Origin of the sequence: Rothia sp. HMSC069D01, assembly GCF_001810135.1 — a bacterium.
Taxonomy (GTDB): Bacteria; Actinomycetota; Actinomycetes; order Actinomycetales; family Micrococcaceae; genus Rothia.
The window spans coordinates 156,245-170,777 of sequence record NZ_KV800109.1; the positions used below are offsets into that span (position 1 = coordinate 156,245).

The 14,533-nt window shown below is 57.4% G+C and carries 14 protein-coding genes; 10 read left to right on the top strand and 4 right to left on the bottom strand.

Features of this window, described 5'->3' with window-relative positions; all coding sequences use genetic code 11:
* Window positions 1-129 precede the first annotated feature (129 nt).
* The 3 genes from HMPREF2710_RS08485 to HMPREF2710_RS08495 all read left to right on the top strand — a co-directional run bounded on the left by HMPREF2710_RS08485 (window position 130) and on the right by HMPREF2710_RS08495 (window position 3,452).
* Complete coding sequence (locus HMPREF2710_RS08485) at window positions 130-1,179, top strand: glycosyltransferase family 4 protein (protein ID WP_049341589.1); 1,050 nt, start codon at window positions 130-132, stop codon at window positions 1,177-1,179.
* Between the two features lie 65 nt (window positions 1,180-1,244).
* Window positions 1,245-2,192 (top strand): glycosyltransferase family 2 protein, encoded by a 948-nt coding sequence (locus HMPREF2710_RS08490; RefSeq protein ID WP_049341591.1) that lies wholly within the window; start codon window positions 1,245-1,247, stop codon window positions 2,190-2,192.
* Between the two features lie 12 nt (window positions 2,193-2,204).
* The gene (locus HMPREF2710_RS08495; protein ID WP_049341593.1) at window positions 2,205-3,452 is read left to right on the top strand and encodes a glycosyltransferase; all 1,248 of its coding nucleotides are present in this window, start codon (window positions 2,205-2,207) and stop codon (window positions 3,450-3,452) included.
* Window positions 3,453-3,539: 87 nt separating this feature from the next.
* Here the strand turns inward: HMPREF2710_RS08495 and HMPREF2710_RS08500 are convergent, their stop codons facing one another.
* From HMPREF2710_RS08500 to rfbA, 4 genes are all read right to left on the bottom strand, one after another.
* On the bottom strand, window positions 3,540-3,848 hold the full coding sequence (locus HMPREF2710_RS08500) for a PqqD family protein (protein WP_070507827.1): 309 nt from the start codon (window positions 3,846-3,848) through the stop codon (window positions 3,540-3,542).
* Window positions 3,845-4,702: a nucleotidyltransferase family protein gene (locus tag HMPREF2710_RS08505; protein WP_049356079.1), complete on the bottom strand. Its 858-nt coding sequence runs from the start codon at window positions 4,700-4,702 to the stop codon at window positions 3,845-3,847. The genes HMPREF2710_RS08500 and HMPREF2710_RS08505 overlap by 4 nt, the downstream gene beginning before the upstream one ends.
* Window positions 4,703-4,814: 112 nt before the next feature.
* Window positions 4,815-6,287 (bottom strand): tyrosine-protein kinase domain-containing protein, encoded by a 1,473-nt coding sequence (locus HMPREF2710_RS08510; RefSeq protein ID WP_070600630.1) that lies wholly within the window; start codon window positions 6,285-6,287, stop codon window positions 4,815-4,817.
* 96 nt (window positions 6,288-6,383) lie between these two features.
* Window positions 6,384-7,244: a glucose-1-phosphate thymidylyltransferase RfbA gene (gene rfbA, locus HMPREF2710_RS08515; protein WP_012904014.1), complete on the bottom strand. Its 861-nt coding sequence runs from the start codon at window positions 7,242-7,244 to the stop codon at window positions 6,384-6,386.
* 74 nt (window positions 7,245-7,318) lie between these two features.
* Between rfbA and rfbB the strand changes: the two genes are divergently transcribed.
* The 7 genes from rfbB (at window position 7,319) to HMPREF2710_RS08550 (ending at window position 14,444) form a co-directional block, all read left to right on the top strand.
* Window positions 7,319-8,317 (top strand): dTDP-glucose 4,6-dehydratase, encoded by a 999-nt coding sequence (gene rfbB, locus HMPREF2710_RS08520; protein ID WP_070600632.1) that lies wholly within the window; start codon window positions 7,319-7,321, stop codon window positions 8,315-8,317.
* On the top strand, window positions 8,317-9,741 hold the full coding sequence (locus tag HMPREF2710_RS08525) for a sugar nucleotide-binding protein (protein ID WP_049355933.1): 1,425 nt from the start codon (window positions 8,317-8,319) through the stop codon (window positions 9,739-9,741). The genes rfbB and HMPREF2710_RS08525 overlap by 1 nt, the downstream gene beginning before the upstream one ends.
* 244 nt (window positions 9,742-9,985) lie before the next feature.
* Complete coding sequence (locus tag HMPREF2710_RS08530) at window positions 9,986-10,645, top strand: 50S ribosomal protein L25/general stress protein Ctc (RefSeq protein ID WP_012904012.1); 660 nt, start codon at window positions 9,986-9,988, stop codon at window positions 10,643-10,645.
* A 146-nt stretch (window positions 10,646-10,791) separates the two neighbouring features.
* Window positions 10,792-11,379 (top strand): aminoacyl-tRNA hydrolase, encoded by a 588-nt coding sequence (gene pth / locus HMPREF2710_RS08535; RefSeq protein ID WP_012904011.1) that lies wholly within the window; start codon window positions 10,792-10,794, stop codon window positions 11,377-11,379.
* A 204-nt stretch (window positions 11,380-11,583) separates the two neighbouring features.
* Entirely contained in the window at window positions 11,584-12,882 is a 1,299-nt protein-coding gene (locus tag HMPREF2710_RS08540; protein WP_070600636.1) for a cysteine desulfurase, read from the top strand.
* A 66-nt stretch (window positions 12,883-12,948) separates the two neighbouring features.
* Window positions 12,949-13,419: a Fe-S cluster assembly sulfur transfer protein SufU gene (sufU, locus tag HMPREF2710_RS08545; protein ID WP_070600637.1), complete on the top strand. Its 471-nt coding sequence runs from the start codon at window positions 12,949-12,951 to the stop codon at window positions 13,417-13,419.
* Window positions 13,420-13,946: 527 nt separating this feature from the next.
* Window positions 13,947-14,444 (top strand): FAD synthase family protein, encoded by a 498-nt coding sequence (locus HMPREF2710_RS08550; protein WP_012904009.1) that lies wholly within the window; start codon window positions 13,947-13,949, stop codon window positions 14,442-14,444.
* The last annotated feature ends 89 nt before the right edge of the window (window positions 14,445-14,533 follow it).

Genomic DNA, 14,533 nt, shown 5'->3' on the forward strand with positions numbered 1-14,533 from the left:
GAGCGTCGTGTAACTATCTGCTGAACCGCTTATTGGAGCGCCTTGTTCTGGCGTATCCGGGGGAGTCTGGATTGTTCTCTAGAAGGACAAAACAACATTCCCCTTGTGAATTGCTCTAGGAGTAGAACAATGAAGAAAGAACTGTATATTGCTACCAATAACGGTGATATTGGTGGCGGCGAGGTTATGCTTCTGAACATTGCCCGCGCAGCCCGTAACCTAGGTTACAAGGTCACCATTGTGGGTCCCTCCGAGCCGAAGCAACTCATGGAAGCTGCTGCGGATGAGGGCTTCCCTCGAATTATGTTGCCTGCTAAGAATCGCGCACAGTACATGCTTGCTTTGCGCGCATGGCATGCCCAGAACAAGGACGTACTGCTCTGGTGCAATGGTCTGGTTCCCGCAGTAGCAACGGGTGGCCGTAAGAACCGCATCGTACACCTGCATCAGTACGCTACTGGTATCAATGCCAAGCTGGTACCGTTCGCTCGTCGTAATGCATCGGTTACTTTGGTGCCTAGCCGTTACGTCGCACGTGCTTGCCCTGGCAGCGAGGTTTTCGCTAACTGGGTCAACGGTGTCTCAACTGAGCTGGACCATCACGTTGGCGATCGTCGTCTGCGTGTTGGTTTCTTGGGTCGTCTGACTCCTGCTAAGGGTATTCCTACTCTGTGCGAGGCGTTGAGCATCCTCAACAAGGACGAGATTATCTACGACTTCATCATCGGTGGCGAGCCTGTATTCGCTTCTGAAGAGGGCCGTGCTGAGGTTGAGACTGCTCTGGCCCGTGTCGCACCGTTCAGCACTCGCTTGGGCTGGACCACTCCGGACCGCCTGTTCTCTAACATTGACATGCTGGTTGTCCCCTCGGCGGGTGCTGAAGAGTCTTTCGGCCTTGTGGTTGCTGAAGCGATGAGCGCACGCATCCCTGTCGTTATCAGCGACGCTGCACCCTTGATGGAGGTCGTCGGCGGCAACGGCTCCTACCCCTACATCGTCCCGGTGAACCAGCCGCAGGCACTCGCCCAGGCCATTGAGAAGCTGGGTCAGGAAATCCGTGAAGAGACTGAAGAGCTGGCAGAACGTACCTCCGAGCTGTTCTGGCGTTGGCAGGAAAACTACTCACCTGAAGCAGGTAAGGTCCGTGTTGGTGAGATTCTGGAGCGTTTTATCCGCTAAGGTGCTTCTAAACGTATAGGCCATTCCCAACGGATATCCTCTCACTCAAACCCCGAAGGAAAATTATGACGACTACTCACCGCTACAAGGCTGCGGTTATCATCCCTTCTCGCGGTGGTGCAGATATTCTGCACTACCCGCTGGATGCCCTTGCCGCCCAGACCGAGAAGGACTTCCAGGTTATCGTGGTCCTCGACGGCGATATTGATAACAGTGAAGCTGTGCTTGACCGCTACATTGCAGAAGGCAAGCTGAACCTGACCAAGATCGTTTTCGAGGAGAACCGCGGCCGCGTGGCTGCGTTGAACGCTGGCCACCGTGCGGCTGATGCGGATGTTCTTATCCGTTGCGATGACGACCTTGAGCCTGCTGCCGACTACGTTGAAGCGCGGATCCGCCTGCACCGTGATTACGACGGTGTGATTGGTACCTTGAAGAACGTGTACCCGGACACTCCCTACTCTCGTGTGTACGGTAACTTCCGCGATGCCCGATTCAAAGAAGGTGCCCTCAGCGTAGCTGAAGAAGGCCGTTGGCTGTACTGGAACGGCAACTCTTCTATCTCTGCTGAGTACTTTGACCGTACTGGCGGCTACGACCCCGCGTACCGCCTCTACGGCTGGGAAGACGTAGACATGGGCAAAATGGTTCATGACGCTGGTGGCCGCATCATCATCTCTGATGAGGTCGAGGTCAAGCACTACGCCGAGGCTACTACCACTGCAGTGCGTGCTCTGCGCGCCCTGCACTCGGGCTCCGCCCGCACCATCTTCGTCCGTAAGCACGGCGAGGAAGCACACCCTGCCCCGAACCCGACGGGTCCGTGGGGGTTCTTGGTCAAGACCCTCGCTCGTTTCACCACCGAGAACACCATTAAGGCTCTGGGCGATGCGAGCGATAAGATTCTGCTCAAGCTGCCCGCTAAGGCTGCTGAGAAGCTTGTGGCACTGCAGGTTGAGGCTGCATCCTACGCCGGTATTCACTATCCTGAGCGAGCTCAGAAAGTTTTCTAGGAGGAAAAGAAAATGTCACTCACTCAGCTCTTGACCTCCGCTCCGTTTACCGGGCCGAAGAACCCTGACGCGGTGCTCGCGGATATCCCGAAGAGCCTCAAGAAGCTTGGCCGCCTGGTGCGTCGTTACGTGCCGCTGGTGAAGCCTGAGGCTACTGAAGAGATTGCAATTGCCCACGACTACCTGACTCAGCGCGGTGGCGCGGAGCGTGTTGTTCTGGCGATGCACCGTGCGTTCCCGGACGCACCGATTTACACGACTCTGTACGACCCGGAGGGCACCTTTCCCGAGTTCAAAGACGCGAAGATTATCACGAGTCCCTTGAACAAGATTGGTTACCTGCGTCGTAACCACCGCATGGCTCTGCCGATTCTGCCGATTGCTTCTTCTTTCTTGAAGGTGCCGGCTGAGCGTGCTGTGGTATCGACAACCGGTTGGGCGCACGGCTTCAACTTCGCCGGTCGTAAGTTCATTTACTGCCATTCGCCGGCGCGTTGGCTGTACCTGAGCGATCAGTACCTGGGTGAGAAGAGCACCGGCCCCGTGCCGCTGCTGCTGAAGACTCTGCGTCCTGCACTGATGCTGTGGGATCACTGGGCGGCTCACCGCTCGGCGGTGTACGTGGCGAACGCGAGCGTGATTAAGAAGCGCATCGAGAACGTCTACGGTAAAAAGGACGTTCCGATTTTCTTCCCGCCGCACTCGGTAGATGCCGCCGCACCGGTTGAGCCTATCCCGGGTCTGGAAGAGTTCACCGAATCGGACGATTATTTCCTGATTGTTTCTCGCCTGCTGCCCTACAAGAATGTTGATAAGGCTATTGAAGCCTGCAATGAGTTGGGCAAGAAGCTACTGGTGATTGGCCGCGGTCCGGAAAAGGAACATCTGGAAGCGCTTGCGGGCCCGACTATTCGTATTGCTTCGGGCGTTTCGGACGCGCAGCTACGTTATGCGTACCGTCACTGCCTGGCGCTGCTGGCTATCTCGTATGAGGACTTCGGCATTACCCCGCTAGAAGCGGGTGCTAGCGGCAAGGCCGTGATTGCCTACCGTGCGGGCGGCTTCCTGGATACCATTCAGGAAGGCAAGACCGGCATGTTCATCAACCAGCCGACCGTGGAGCAGCTGGTGGAAGCTCTTAAGGCTTTCAACCCGGACGACTGGGATGCCGACTACATCCGTGAGCACGTTGATGGCTTCTCGGAGGCTCGTTTCATTAGCCGTTTGAAGACCTACGTGCAGGCTTTGCCCGAAGACTAAAAGAGCTAGGCGGCTCATAGAAGAAGGTGGGGCGGTAGAAACTAAGGTTTTTCTACCGCCCCGCCTTCTTTATGCTTTCTGAGAGCCTTAGCGGGCCTCTAGGAGCCCCTTGGAGAGTAGCTCGGGAATAAAACCCTCAATCTGCGGCCCCATAGTCTCTACGGGCTGTTCATACATCTCGCAGAGCACGTCGATAGCCTCCTGCAGAGACATCGGGTCTTCAAAAATACTCCAAATAATGGAGGCTGAGTCCTGAAGGACAGACAGCTCCCCGTTGGCAAGATTCGCGAGATAAGTTGCCGTGGGGGAGTACTTAGCGAACTCTTCAGAATGAACGTACGCGATGTTCTCGGGAATACCGTAGACGGTCTGACGGGAATCTACCGGATTGCTCATTTTTTCACCTTGATTCCGAAACGCTCAAAGAACTTTGCACGTATCTCTGCCTTAGTGGGGGTGCGTCCCAGCTGCATCGCCAAATGGTCCTTGTTCACAAAGAAAATATTTTTGAGGGTGCGCAGCTTATCGTGCAGGGTGGATGCCGACTGCAAACGCCCAATCCACTGAATGTAGTGGGGCACATCCTGCGAGACCGACAGCCACAGCAGGTAGTCTCGGTCGTCACGGTACTGCTCCAGACCGCCCATAGCCGCGCTATATGCGAGGGAGGAGTCAAGCTCTTCCGCGCGGGCTCGCAGGCGCTGCCAATCGCTGTACGAGAGCAGGGAGACCAGGTAGTTAATATCTGCGCTGTAACGTGAGGCAGCGCGGGCGCGGTGAAGCACCACGAGAAGACGCGCGTCCAGGTCACTGGGGACAGTGCAGGGGCGGTGTGCAATCATACGGGTCTTGCGCGCTGCCCAGATGCGGTCAAACGCCTTCTCGTAGTCGCCGTGGCGTCCCAGACCGGGGAAGAAACGATGAATATCGGTCAGGCCCCATGAAGCGTGGTAGAGCGTCATCGCGTGCTCGAACACGGAACCTGTTTCGAAGTGGGCTTGGATACGCCATCCATCTGCCAGAAGGATCTCTACAAAGCGGTCCACGTGAGAGGGACGGACGAGCAGGTCAGCGTCGGAGCTGTACCTGCCCTTGCGGTAAATTTCCTGGGAGAAAGCGTAGCCTTTGACATGCAGAATATCGATGGAGTGCATGTCGGCAATTCGCTGGAAGTAGGCGTGCGCAAGCCGAATCCGTGCCGCGAGCGGAGTAGTCTGCGGCTCCGGGGTATTGGATGAGTGAGTGGTCACAATAGCCTTTCGGTGCACATGTATACCAGATAAGTATAAGGCGGGATGGGCAGAAAATACTGCCCATCCCGCCCTAAGTCGCTCCCTAAGATTTAGGGTGCTTATTACGCTATTACTTCTTAGCTGAGGACTTCTTCGACGACTTCTTGTCGCCGTCCTTGCCGTAACCGTAGTAGGTTGCGTAGCCCACGTAGGTGCTTGCGTAACCGAAGCCGTAGTAGGAGTTACCCAGGCCCTTACGGGGTGCACGGTTCAGAACAAGACCGAAGAGGTTTGCGTTGACCTTCTTCAGGATGCTGGACGCCTCGGTCATCTGCTCGCGGTGGCTGCGGCCAATCGAACCGACCAGAATCACGCCGTCCACAGAGTTGGAAAGCAGCGATGCATCGGTCACGGGCAGCAGCGGCGGAACGTCGACCACCACGATGAACTCTTCGGAGAGTTCCTTGATCAGCTGGCGCATCTTATCCGAGCCCAGAAGCTCAGAGGGGTTCGGGGGGATACGACCTGCAGGCAGGACGAAGAGGTTCGAATCGCCCAGCTGGTGCACAGCGTTAGCGATCTCAACCTGGCCAGCCAGAACCTGGGTCAGACCAACCTTAGCGTCGAGCTTCAGCTTCTTAGCCACGGTCGGGCGGCGGAGGTCGGCGTCAATGAGGATGACAGGCGAACCTGCGTCAGCCATTGCGCGAGCCAGCGACAGCGACACGGTCGACTTACCTTCACCGGGCACTGCGGAGGTGACGATGAACGAACGCGGGGGAGTGTCAACGTTCACGAAGCGCAGGTTAGTACGCAGCTGGCGGATGGACTCCTGTGCGATGTGATCGTCGGTGTCACCCTTAACGATGTTCTCTTCGTTTAGGTCCTCACTGACAGGCAGAACGCCCAGGATGCTTGCACCGGTTGCCTTGGTAGCGTCGTCACGGGTTCGAATACGCTGATCCAGAGCACGGCGCAGGAAGATTGCCAGGTACACCAGACCGAGGCCAGCAACGGCGCCGATGAGCACGTTCTGCTGGTAGTTCGGGGCCACCAACGGCGGGTTGACGCTTGCGTTGTTCAGAGGAATAACGCGAACGGTGTTGTTGGTGGTCGGGGAAGCGGCGGTGTTTTCGCCGTTCACCAGAGCCTGAGCGTTACCGGGGTTCTGCTCAATCTCCTTGATGTAGTCGGCGGTAGCCTGCAACGCACCGTTAGCGAGCAACTGTGCGTTCTTCGGGGAAGAAGCCTGCGCGCTCACGGTAATCAGCGCGGCGTTATCACCCGCAGTTGCAGTGAGGCTTGCACGAATCTGCCCGGTAGTCATGGAGAGTTCGGGGTTGTTCTGCTTAATCTTCTGTGCCACGGCCTCAGAGGAGACGATAGCAGCGTAGGAACGAGCGCGCTCCTTAGCGGCTGTAGAGCCGGAGAGAACATCCACCGTACCGGACTCGCCCACGGTCACGTAGCCCGAGGACGAAGCAGCGTAGACCCTCGGCTGGAGAGAGGCATAGCCGAAGCCCGCTGCGGCACCGACAACGATGCCAATAATCAGCAGCCAGAGGTTAGCCCTCGTGGTGCGGAAAAATTCCAAAATGGTCATGGTAGTGAGAATACTCCAGAAAGTTTGAGTTAGTGTACCTGCAACGTGGAGTGTTGTTGCAGGCGGTGAAGGGATACGAAAATCCCCTGGTGTTTATTAGCGGAGCAATCCGAGCAGGTAGCTACCGTAACCGCTCTTAACAAGCGGGGTAGCAATGTCGCGCAACTGCTCATCGGAGAGCCAACCGTGGCGCCACGCAATTTCCTCCGGGCAACCAACTGACAGGCCCTGACGGCTCTGAACAGTGCGGATGAAGTTAGTGGCATCAGCGAGTGAATCAAAGGTTCCGGTATCGAGCCACGCGGTACCGCGAGGCAGAACCTCAACCTTCAGTTTACCCTGTTCCAGGTAGACGCGGTTGAGGTCAGTGATTTCCAACTCACCGCGCGGAGAAGGCTTAATCTGACGTGCATACTCTACAACCTTGGAGTCGTAGAAGTACAGACCCGGAATAGCGTAGTCGCTCTTGGGGTTCTCGGGCTTCTCTTCGATGGACAGTGCGTTGAAGTTCTCGTCGAACTCCACCACGCCGTAGGCGCGAGGATCAGCAACCCGGTAAGCGAAGACGGTTGCGCCGTCCTTCTGCTCGTAGGTGGCAAGCTGAGTACCCAGACCGGGACCGTAGAAGATGTTGTCACCGAGCACGAGGGCTACGGGGTCATTACCAATAAAGTCGGCACCCAGAATAAATGCCTGTGCCAGGCCGTCCGGGGAAGGCTGCACCTTGTATTCGAGATTAATACCGAAACGGGAGCCGTCACCGAGCAGTCGCTGGAACTGCTCCTGGTCGGCAGGAGTGGTAATAATCAAAATATCGCGGATACCCGCCAGCATGAGAGTGGACAGCGGGTAGTAAATCATCGGCTTGTCATAGACCGGAGTGAGCTGCTTGCTAATGCCCTGAGTGATAGGGTGCAAACGGCTTCCGGTACCGCCGGCAAGAATAATTCCCTTCATAACTTCTTATTGTGTCATGTTTATCTCTTTGTTGAGGCATAAAAATCGCTGTTTAGCCAGGTAAAATCTACCGTATGGCTCACATTCTTGTTACCGGCGGCGCCGGTTTTATTGGTTCGAACTTTGTTCACCACCTCATCGATAACACTGATCACACTATTACTGTGCTGGATAAGATGACCTATGCTGCAAATGCTGCGTCTTTGGAGGGTCTTCCCGAATCCCGCTTCAAGCTCGTCGTAGGCGACATTGCCGACCGCGAGCTGGCTGACGAACTGGTCGGCAAGGCAGACACTGTTGTCCACTACGCTGCGGAATCGCACAACGACAACTCCCTGTCCAACCCCGAACCGTTCATCCACACTAACCTCATCGGTACTTTCAGTCTTCTGGAAGCAGTCCGTAAGCACGGTACTCGCTACCACCACATCTCCACCGACGAGGTCTTCGGCGACCTCGAGCTGGACGATCCGGCAAAGTTCACCGAAACCACCCCCTACAACCCCTCTTCCCCTTACTCCTCCACCAAGGCAGGCTCCGACCTGCTCGTGCGCGCATGGGTCCGCTCCTTCGGTATTGAAGCAACCATCTCTAACTGCTCCAACAACTACGGCCCCTACCAGCACATCGAGAAGTTCATTCCCCGCCAGATCACTAACATCCTCTCGGGTCTGACCCCGAAGCTGTACGGCGAGGGCCTGAACGTTCGTGACTGGATTCACGCATCCGACCACTCTTCTGCTGTGTTGCGCATCCTGGAGCAGGGCAAGATTGGTGAAACCTACCTCATCGGTGCAGACGGCGAAGAGAACAACATCACCGTTCTGCGCACCATCCTGCGTCTGATGGGCAAGGACGAGAACGACTTCGAGCACGTGGTTGACCGTCCCGGTCACGACCTGCGCTACGCAATCGACGGTAGCCGCCTGCGTGCAGAGCTCGGCTGGGAGCCGAAGTTCACCGACTTTGAGTCCGGTCTTGCCGACACCATTAAGTGGTACACCGAGAACCGCGGCTGGTGGGAGCCCCTGAAGGCTGAAGTTGAGGCTAAGTACGCAAAGGCTGGCCAGTAATGACCAAGGAATTGAAGGTTACTGAAACCGAGATTCCCGGCCTGCTCATCATTGACCTGCCGGTTCACGGCGATAACCGCGGCTGGTTCAAGGAAAACTGGCAGCGCGAGAAGATGGTTGCAGCCGGTCTGCCCGACTTCAACCCGGTGCAGAACAACATCTCGTTCAACGCTTCGGTAGGTACCACTCGCGGTATCCACGCCGAGCCGTGGGATAAGTACGTTTCTGTTGCGACCGGCCGTATCTTTGGTGCGTGGGTTGACCTGCGTGCGGGCGAGTCCTTCGGCAAGGTCGTCACCGTGGAGCTGGGCCCGGACACCGCAATCTTCGTGCCCCGCGGCGTGGGTAACTCCTTCCAGACCCTGGAAGAGAACACCGCCTACACCTACCTGGTGAACGACCACTGGTCGGCGGACGCAGTATCCGGCTACAGCTTCCTGAACCTTGCCGATGAGACCGTCGCAATCGACTGGCCCATCGACCTGGCGAAGGCAGAGCTCTCCGAGAAGGACCGTAACCACCCGCGTCTGAACGAGATCAAGCCCCTGGAAGCCGACCCGATCCTGATCATTGGCGCGGGCGGTCAGCTCGGCACCGAGCTGGTTCGCCAGCTCACCGAGCAGAACGTACCCTTCCTGGCTGTGGATCGCGACCGCCTCGACCTGGGCAAGCCCGAGCAGTGGCGCGACGCATTCCGTTGGCGTTCCTTCCGCGCGGTCATCAACGCTGCAGCGTACACCGCAGTGGATCAGGCTGAAACCCCCGAGGGTCGCTGCGACGCCTGGGCAGCTAATGCCCTAGGCGTGAGCGCTCTTGCCTCCATCTGTGAAGAAGCTAACCTGCCGCTGGTTCACGTATCCACCGACTACGTCTTTGACGGCTCCTTGCCCCTGGGCGAGGAATACCCGGAGGATTACCCCCTGGCACCGCTGAGCGTCTACGGCGCGTCCAAGGCTGCCGGTGAGGTTGCCGCTGCCGCATGGCGTAAGCACTACACCCTGCGCACCAGCTGGGTTGTTGGCGCCGGCAAGAACTTCGTTGGCACCATGGCATCCCTGGCTGAGCGCGGTATCGACCCGTCCGTGGTCGCCGACCAGTGGGGCCGCCCGACCTTCACCCAGGACCTGGCAGCTGCTGCTCTGCACCTGCTCTTCTCCGGCGCTGAATACGGCACCTACAACGTGTCGAACACCGGTGAAGTCATCAACTGGGCACAGTTCGCTCGTGCGGTGTACGAGGGCACCGGCCACGACCCGGCACGAGTCAGCGACACCACCACCGAGGAATACTTCGCCAACGCTGAGCTCTTCGCTCACCGTCCGACGAACTCGGCAATGGACCTGTCCAAGCTGATTGCTGCAGGCTTCACCCCGCGCGATCACCGCGAGGCGCTTGCCGCCTACTTGGCAGAAATGGGCTCCTAATCCTCTAAGGAATTGGCTCTATATCTGCTGACAACAGCATAAAAGGCGTGAAAAGCGCCATATCACAGGTTCCCGGCCCTTGAAGAAGAGCCGGGAACCTGTACAATATTGTCTTGGCCAAGGCGGTGGAATACACGAAACGTGTAGGTCCGTAACTGACGGTGGCTGGTTGGAAAGAGATTTCTGGCGCCAGTCCCTATTCCACTTGGCGCATCACTTCTAACCAAGAAAGGGTGGACAACTCATGTCAGATACCATCAAAATTTCAGCTACCGTACGTAGCGACTTCGGCAAGGGCTACGCGCGCCGCATCCGCATGGCAGGCGACATCCCCGCCGTCATCTACGGCCACGGCGAAGAGCCCAAGCACGTAGTACTCCCCGGCCACGCAACCACCCTGGCTGCCCGCGTCCCCAACGCTATCCTCGACCTCGACATCGAAGGTGAATCACACCTCGCAATGATCAAGGACATCCAGCGTCACGCAATCCGCCCTGAACTGCAGCACATCGACCTGCTGACCGTTAAGCGCGGCGAGCGCGTTGAGATTGAGGTTCCTGTACACGTTGAAGGCGAGCCTGCTGTTGGCGCCGTTGCTAACCAGGAAGAAACCGTTCTTCTGGTTGAAGCTGACGCACTGAAGGCACCCGAAGCTTTGACCGTGAGCATCGAAGGCCGCGAAGCTGGCGCTCACGTTCTGGCATCAGACGTTGAACTGCCCTCAGGCGTAACCCTGGTTGCAGACGCTGAACTGCTGATCGTTAACGTTTCTGAGCCCGAGGAACTCGACGTTCCCGAGCCCGGTGAAGAAGGCGAAAACGCACCCGAGGGTGACATCGTTGAAGCTTCCGAGGAATCAGATCAGGCTGGCGAAGCTCACGACTCAGATAACTCAAAGCACTAGACCGCGCCCTGCGCCTAGCGCAACAATGATTTGTGGATGGCCCGCCGCTACCTCTCTTCTGAGGTGGTAGCGGGCCATACTCATAGAATGGTGTAGTCCATGAATTTTCTAAAAACCTTTTACAGCGCCGTGGAAAGGGCGAAGATATGTCTGATGCGTGGCTCATTGTTGGTCTGGGGAACCCGGGCCCGGAGTACGAGAAAACCCGCCATAACATCGGCCAGATGGTGGTTGATGAACTGGCGCGTGAAGTAGGCGGTGGCTTCAAGAAGCACGGACGCGCGCGCGCCCAGGTGCTGGAAGGACGTTTGGGTATAGGCGGACCCAAGGTAGTGCTGGCCAAGCCCCTGACCTATATGAACACCTCGGGCGGCCCGGTATCGGCTCTAGCCCAGTTCTACGATATTAACCCCGACCGTATCATCGCGGTGCACGATGAACTGGATATCCCCTTCGACACCATTAAGCTCAAGATTGGTGGGGGAGAGGGCGGCCATAACGGTCTGCGCGATATCACCAAGGCGCTGGGCACCAAGGACTACTACCGTGTTCGCACCGGCATCGGTCGTCCTCCCGGACGCATGGACACCGCAGACTTCGTGCTCAAGCCCTTCAGTAGCACTGAAGCGAAGGACCTGCCCTTCCTCATCTCAAACGCAGCGGATGCAACCATGATGCTCGTAAAGGAAGGCCTGCTGGCAACCCAGCAGCGCTACCACGGCGCAGGTTCCTAGCCGTATGACCCGTGCCGGGTAAACACTGAACTGGGTCAACACTGAACTGGGGTAATGCATGATGCGGGCCGATGTGTGAACTAGGCTCTACCTAACTATGCAAGAGCCCGGTGAGGGAATAAGCTAGAAAAGAATGACGTTATACGCTCCACGACGGGAAAATACCCGACCCGTGGAGCGTATAAGCGAGAGAAGAAGGTACCCGTGGCTGAATACTCCACCCCCGCCAACACCCCGCTGAGCGACGACATTGTACGCCAGCTTCGTAAGGATTTTCCTATCCTCAACACTGAGGTTAACGGGCATCCTCTGGTCTACCTGGATTCGGGGGCGACCAGTCAGAAACCGCTTCAGGTGCTCGACGCTGAACGTAACTTCTACCTGCACGCTAACTCTGCTGTACACCGTGGCGCACACACCCTCGCGGTTGAGGCAACCGACCTGTTCGAGGACGCGCGCATCACCGTCGCCAACTTCGTGGGCGCTACCGACGAAGAGCTAGTGTGGACCTCTAATGCAACCGAGGCGCTGAACCTGGTCGCCTACTCCATTGGCAACGCCTCTCAGGGTATCGGCGGTCCGGCTGCTGAGCGTTTCGCACTGGGCCCTGGCGACGAAATTGTCACCACCGAGATTGAGCACCACGCGAACCTCATTCCCTGGCAGATTCTTGCTCAGCGAACCGGCGCAACTCTGCGCCACATCCCCTTCACCGAGGACGGTCAGCTCGACTACGCTGCTGCCGAGGGCATCATCAACGAGAAGACCCGCATCGTGGCGTTCACCCACGTCTCGAATGTGACCGGCGCGATTACCGATGTGCCCCGCATGGTCGCCATGGCTCGTAAGCACGGCGCTCTCGTCGTGCTGGATGCCTGCCAGTCCGTGCCGCACATGCCCGTAGACTTCCACGCCCTGGACGTCGACTTTGCGGCGTTCTCCGGCCACAAGATGCTGGCTCCCACCGGCATTGGCGCCCTCTACGGTCGTGCCGAACTGCTTGAGGCCCTGCCACCCTTCCTGACCGGTGGCTCCATGATTACCCGCGTGGGTCTGCAGGATGCCGAATACATGCCCGCCCCCATCAAGTTTGAAGCGGGTACCCAGCGCGTCTCGCAGGCAGTCGCCTTCGCCGCCGCCGTGCGTTACCTGCAGCACTTGGGCATGGAGAACGTTGAGGCATGGGAGCACGAACTGGGCGCTCGCCTGGTTGAGGGTGTTCAGAAGATTGAGGGCGTGCGCCTGCTCGGCCCCGCCGACCCCTCCAAGCGTGCCGGCCTGGTTGCTCTCGCCATTGAGGGTGTGCACCCGCACGATGTGGGCCAGCTACTCGACACCCAGGGTATCGCTGTGCGCGTGGGCCACCACTGCGCCCAGCCGCTACACCGCTGCGCCGGTGTGACCGCTTCGACCCGTGCATCCACCTACATCTACAACACCACCGAAGATGTGGACGCTTTCCTGAAGGCACTTGCCGAGGTGCGCCCCTACTTCGGGTTCTAAACGTAGACGCGTTAGACAATAACGCCTCAATTTTTCAGACAGACCAACTGACGGAAGAAGAACACCGTGTCTCTTGAATCTCTGTACCAGGAAATTATTCTGGAGCATTCTAAGCAGCGCAGCGGCGAGCACCTCGTAGAGGTACCCGCCGGTCACGCAAGTGCCGATAACCACCAGTACAACCCCACCTGCGGCGACGAAATCAACCTGCGCGTGGTGCTCTCTGACGAGCTGAAGGACGGCGAGAAGACCATCGACTCGATCTCCTGGGAAGGCGACGGTTGCTCCATCTCCATGGCTGCCGCCTCCGTGCTCTCTGAAATGGCTCCGGGCATGACCGTCTCCGAGCTGCAGAGCCACGTGGATGCGTTCCGCGAGATGTTGCGCTCGCGCGGTAAGGTGACTCTGGACGAAGAGGAGTACGGCGATATGGCGGCTTTCTCCGGCGTTTCGAAGTTCATGGCGCGCGTGAAGTGCGCAATGCTCTCCTGGGTTGCCGTTGAGGAAGCCACTAAGGAAGCAGCTGCGAAGAACTAAACCTTTGCTGAGAAGGTAGGCTGAACCGGTGGGGGAGTAGCTAGTATTTGAACGCCAATCGAAAATACCGAATGGAACCATCGACAATATATTGCATTTATGTGTAATATTTTTTGATGAACTTTTAGCGGTAAGCACCGAACGAGACCCGAGCTGAGAATCTACCCCCTGCCCTTTCTTGATATAAGTTTTCTTTGATTTAAATCAATAGGATGAAAATATGAGGCGGATACTACACCGTATCCGCCTCATATTTATATCTTTTCCTTTTTCCTTCAAAAAGGTGACTGGTAAAATAAAAGGACGAAGGGCGCCCAACCAGCACCCTCGAGAAACTCTTTTCGGACCCGCACGTTCTAAGGCAACAGCGCGAAGAAATAGGGCAATATAAGAAAATATTTTCTCAATATTGCACATTCTTCGTTTCATCTCATGCTCTCACCCTAGACCGCGGATACGTTTCTCACCCTCCGGTACTTCAACCACACCGGAATAACCATCGCCGCTACCAACCACAAGGAAGCCCTATGATTATTGGCTACGCCGCAGGCGCCTACGACCTTTTCCACTACGGCCACCTCGAGATTCTCCGCAAGGCTAAGGAAAACTGCGACTACCTCATTGCCGGCGTCGTGCACGATGACGTTCTGGAAGTGACCAAGGGTCGTCGCCCCGTCATCCCCATCGAAGAGCGTGCCGCCATCGTCAGCCACATCGACTACGTGGACGAAGTGCACGTTGAAACCAACCCCGACAAGCTCGAAACCTGGAAGCAGAAGCCCTTCAACGTCTTCTTCAAGGGCGACGACTGGAAGGGCACCGAAAAGGGCAATGCCCTGGAAGCACGCTTCGCAGAGGTCGGCGTGGAAGTACACTACTTCCCCTACACCGAGCACACCTCCAGCACCAAGCTGCGCAAGGTCGTTGACCTACTCGAAGCAGAGCACGACCTGCGCGTAGAGATGCGCCGCTTTGCTGAGCTGCTTGGCGAACGCGAATACTCCGAGGCGACCGTCGCCTCCTAACGCTCCTACCCCTTCATAGGTGCGTTAGAGCTCATAAGACTCATAAAGACACAAAGAGGATCCCCGCCGTAAGTACTTACGGCGGGGGG

Excerpts from the sequence above, each read along its gene's own strand:
- rfbA (WP_012904014.1), bottom strand. The coding sequence starts at position 7,244 with ATGAAGGGAATTATTCTTGCCGGCGGTACCGGAAGCCGTTTGCACCCT.
- pth (WP_012904011.1), top strand. The coding sequence starts at position 10,792 with ATGTCTGATGCGTGGCTCATTGTTGGTCTGGGGAACCCGGGCCCGGAG.
- HMPREF2710_RS08530 (WP_012904012.1), top strand. The coding sequence starts at position 9,986 with ATGTCAGATACCATCAAAATTTCAGCTACCGTACGTAGCGACTTCGGC.
- HMPREF2710_RS08485 (WP_049341589.1), top strand. The coding sequence starts at position 130 with ATGAAGAAAGAACTGTATATTGCTACCAATAACGGTGATATTGGTGGC.
- HMPREF2710_RS08510 (WP_070600630.1), bottom strand. The coding sequence starts at position 6,287 with ATGACCATTTTGGAATTTTTCCGCACCACGAGGGCTAACCTCTGGCTG.
- HMPREF2710_RS08490 (WP_049341591.1), top strand. The coding sequence starts at position 1,245 with ATGACGACTACTCACCGCTACAAGGCTGCGGTTATCATCCCTTCTCGC.
- HMPREF2710_RS08550 (WP_012904009.1), top strand. The coding sequence starts at position 13,947 with ATGATTATTGGCTACGCCGCAGGCGCCTACGACCTTTTCCACTACGGC.
- rfbB (WP_070600632.1), top strand. The coding sequence starts at position 7,319 with ATGGCTCACATTCTTGTTACCGGCGGCGCCGGTTTTATTGGTTCGAAC.
- HMPREF2710_RS08525 (WP_049355933.1), top strand. The coding sequence starts at position 8,317 with ATGACCAAGGAATTGAAGGTTACTGAAACCGAGATTCCCGGCCTGCTC.
- HMPREF2710_RS08500 (WP_070507827.1), bottom strand. The coding sequence starts at position 3,848 with ATGAGCAATCCGGTAGATTCCCGTCAGACCGTCTACGGTATTCCCGAG.
- HMPREF2710_RS08495 (WP_049341593.1), top strand. The coding sequence starts at position 2,205 with ATGTCACTCACTCAGCTCTTGACCTCCGCTCCGTTTACCGGGCCGAAG.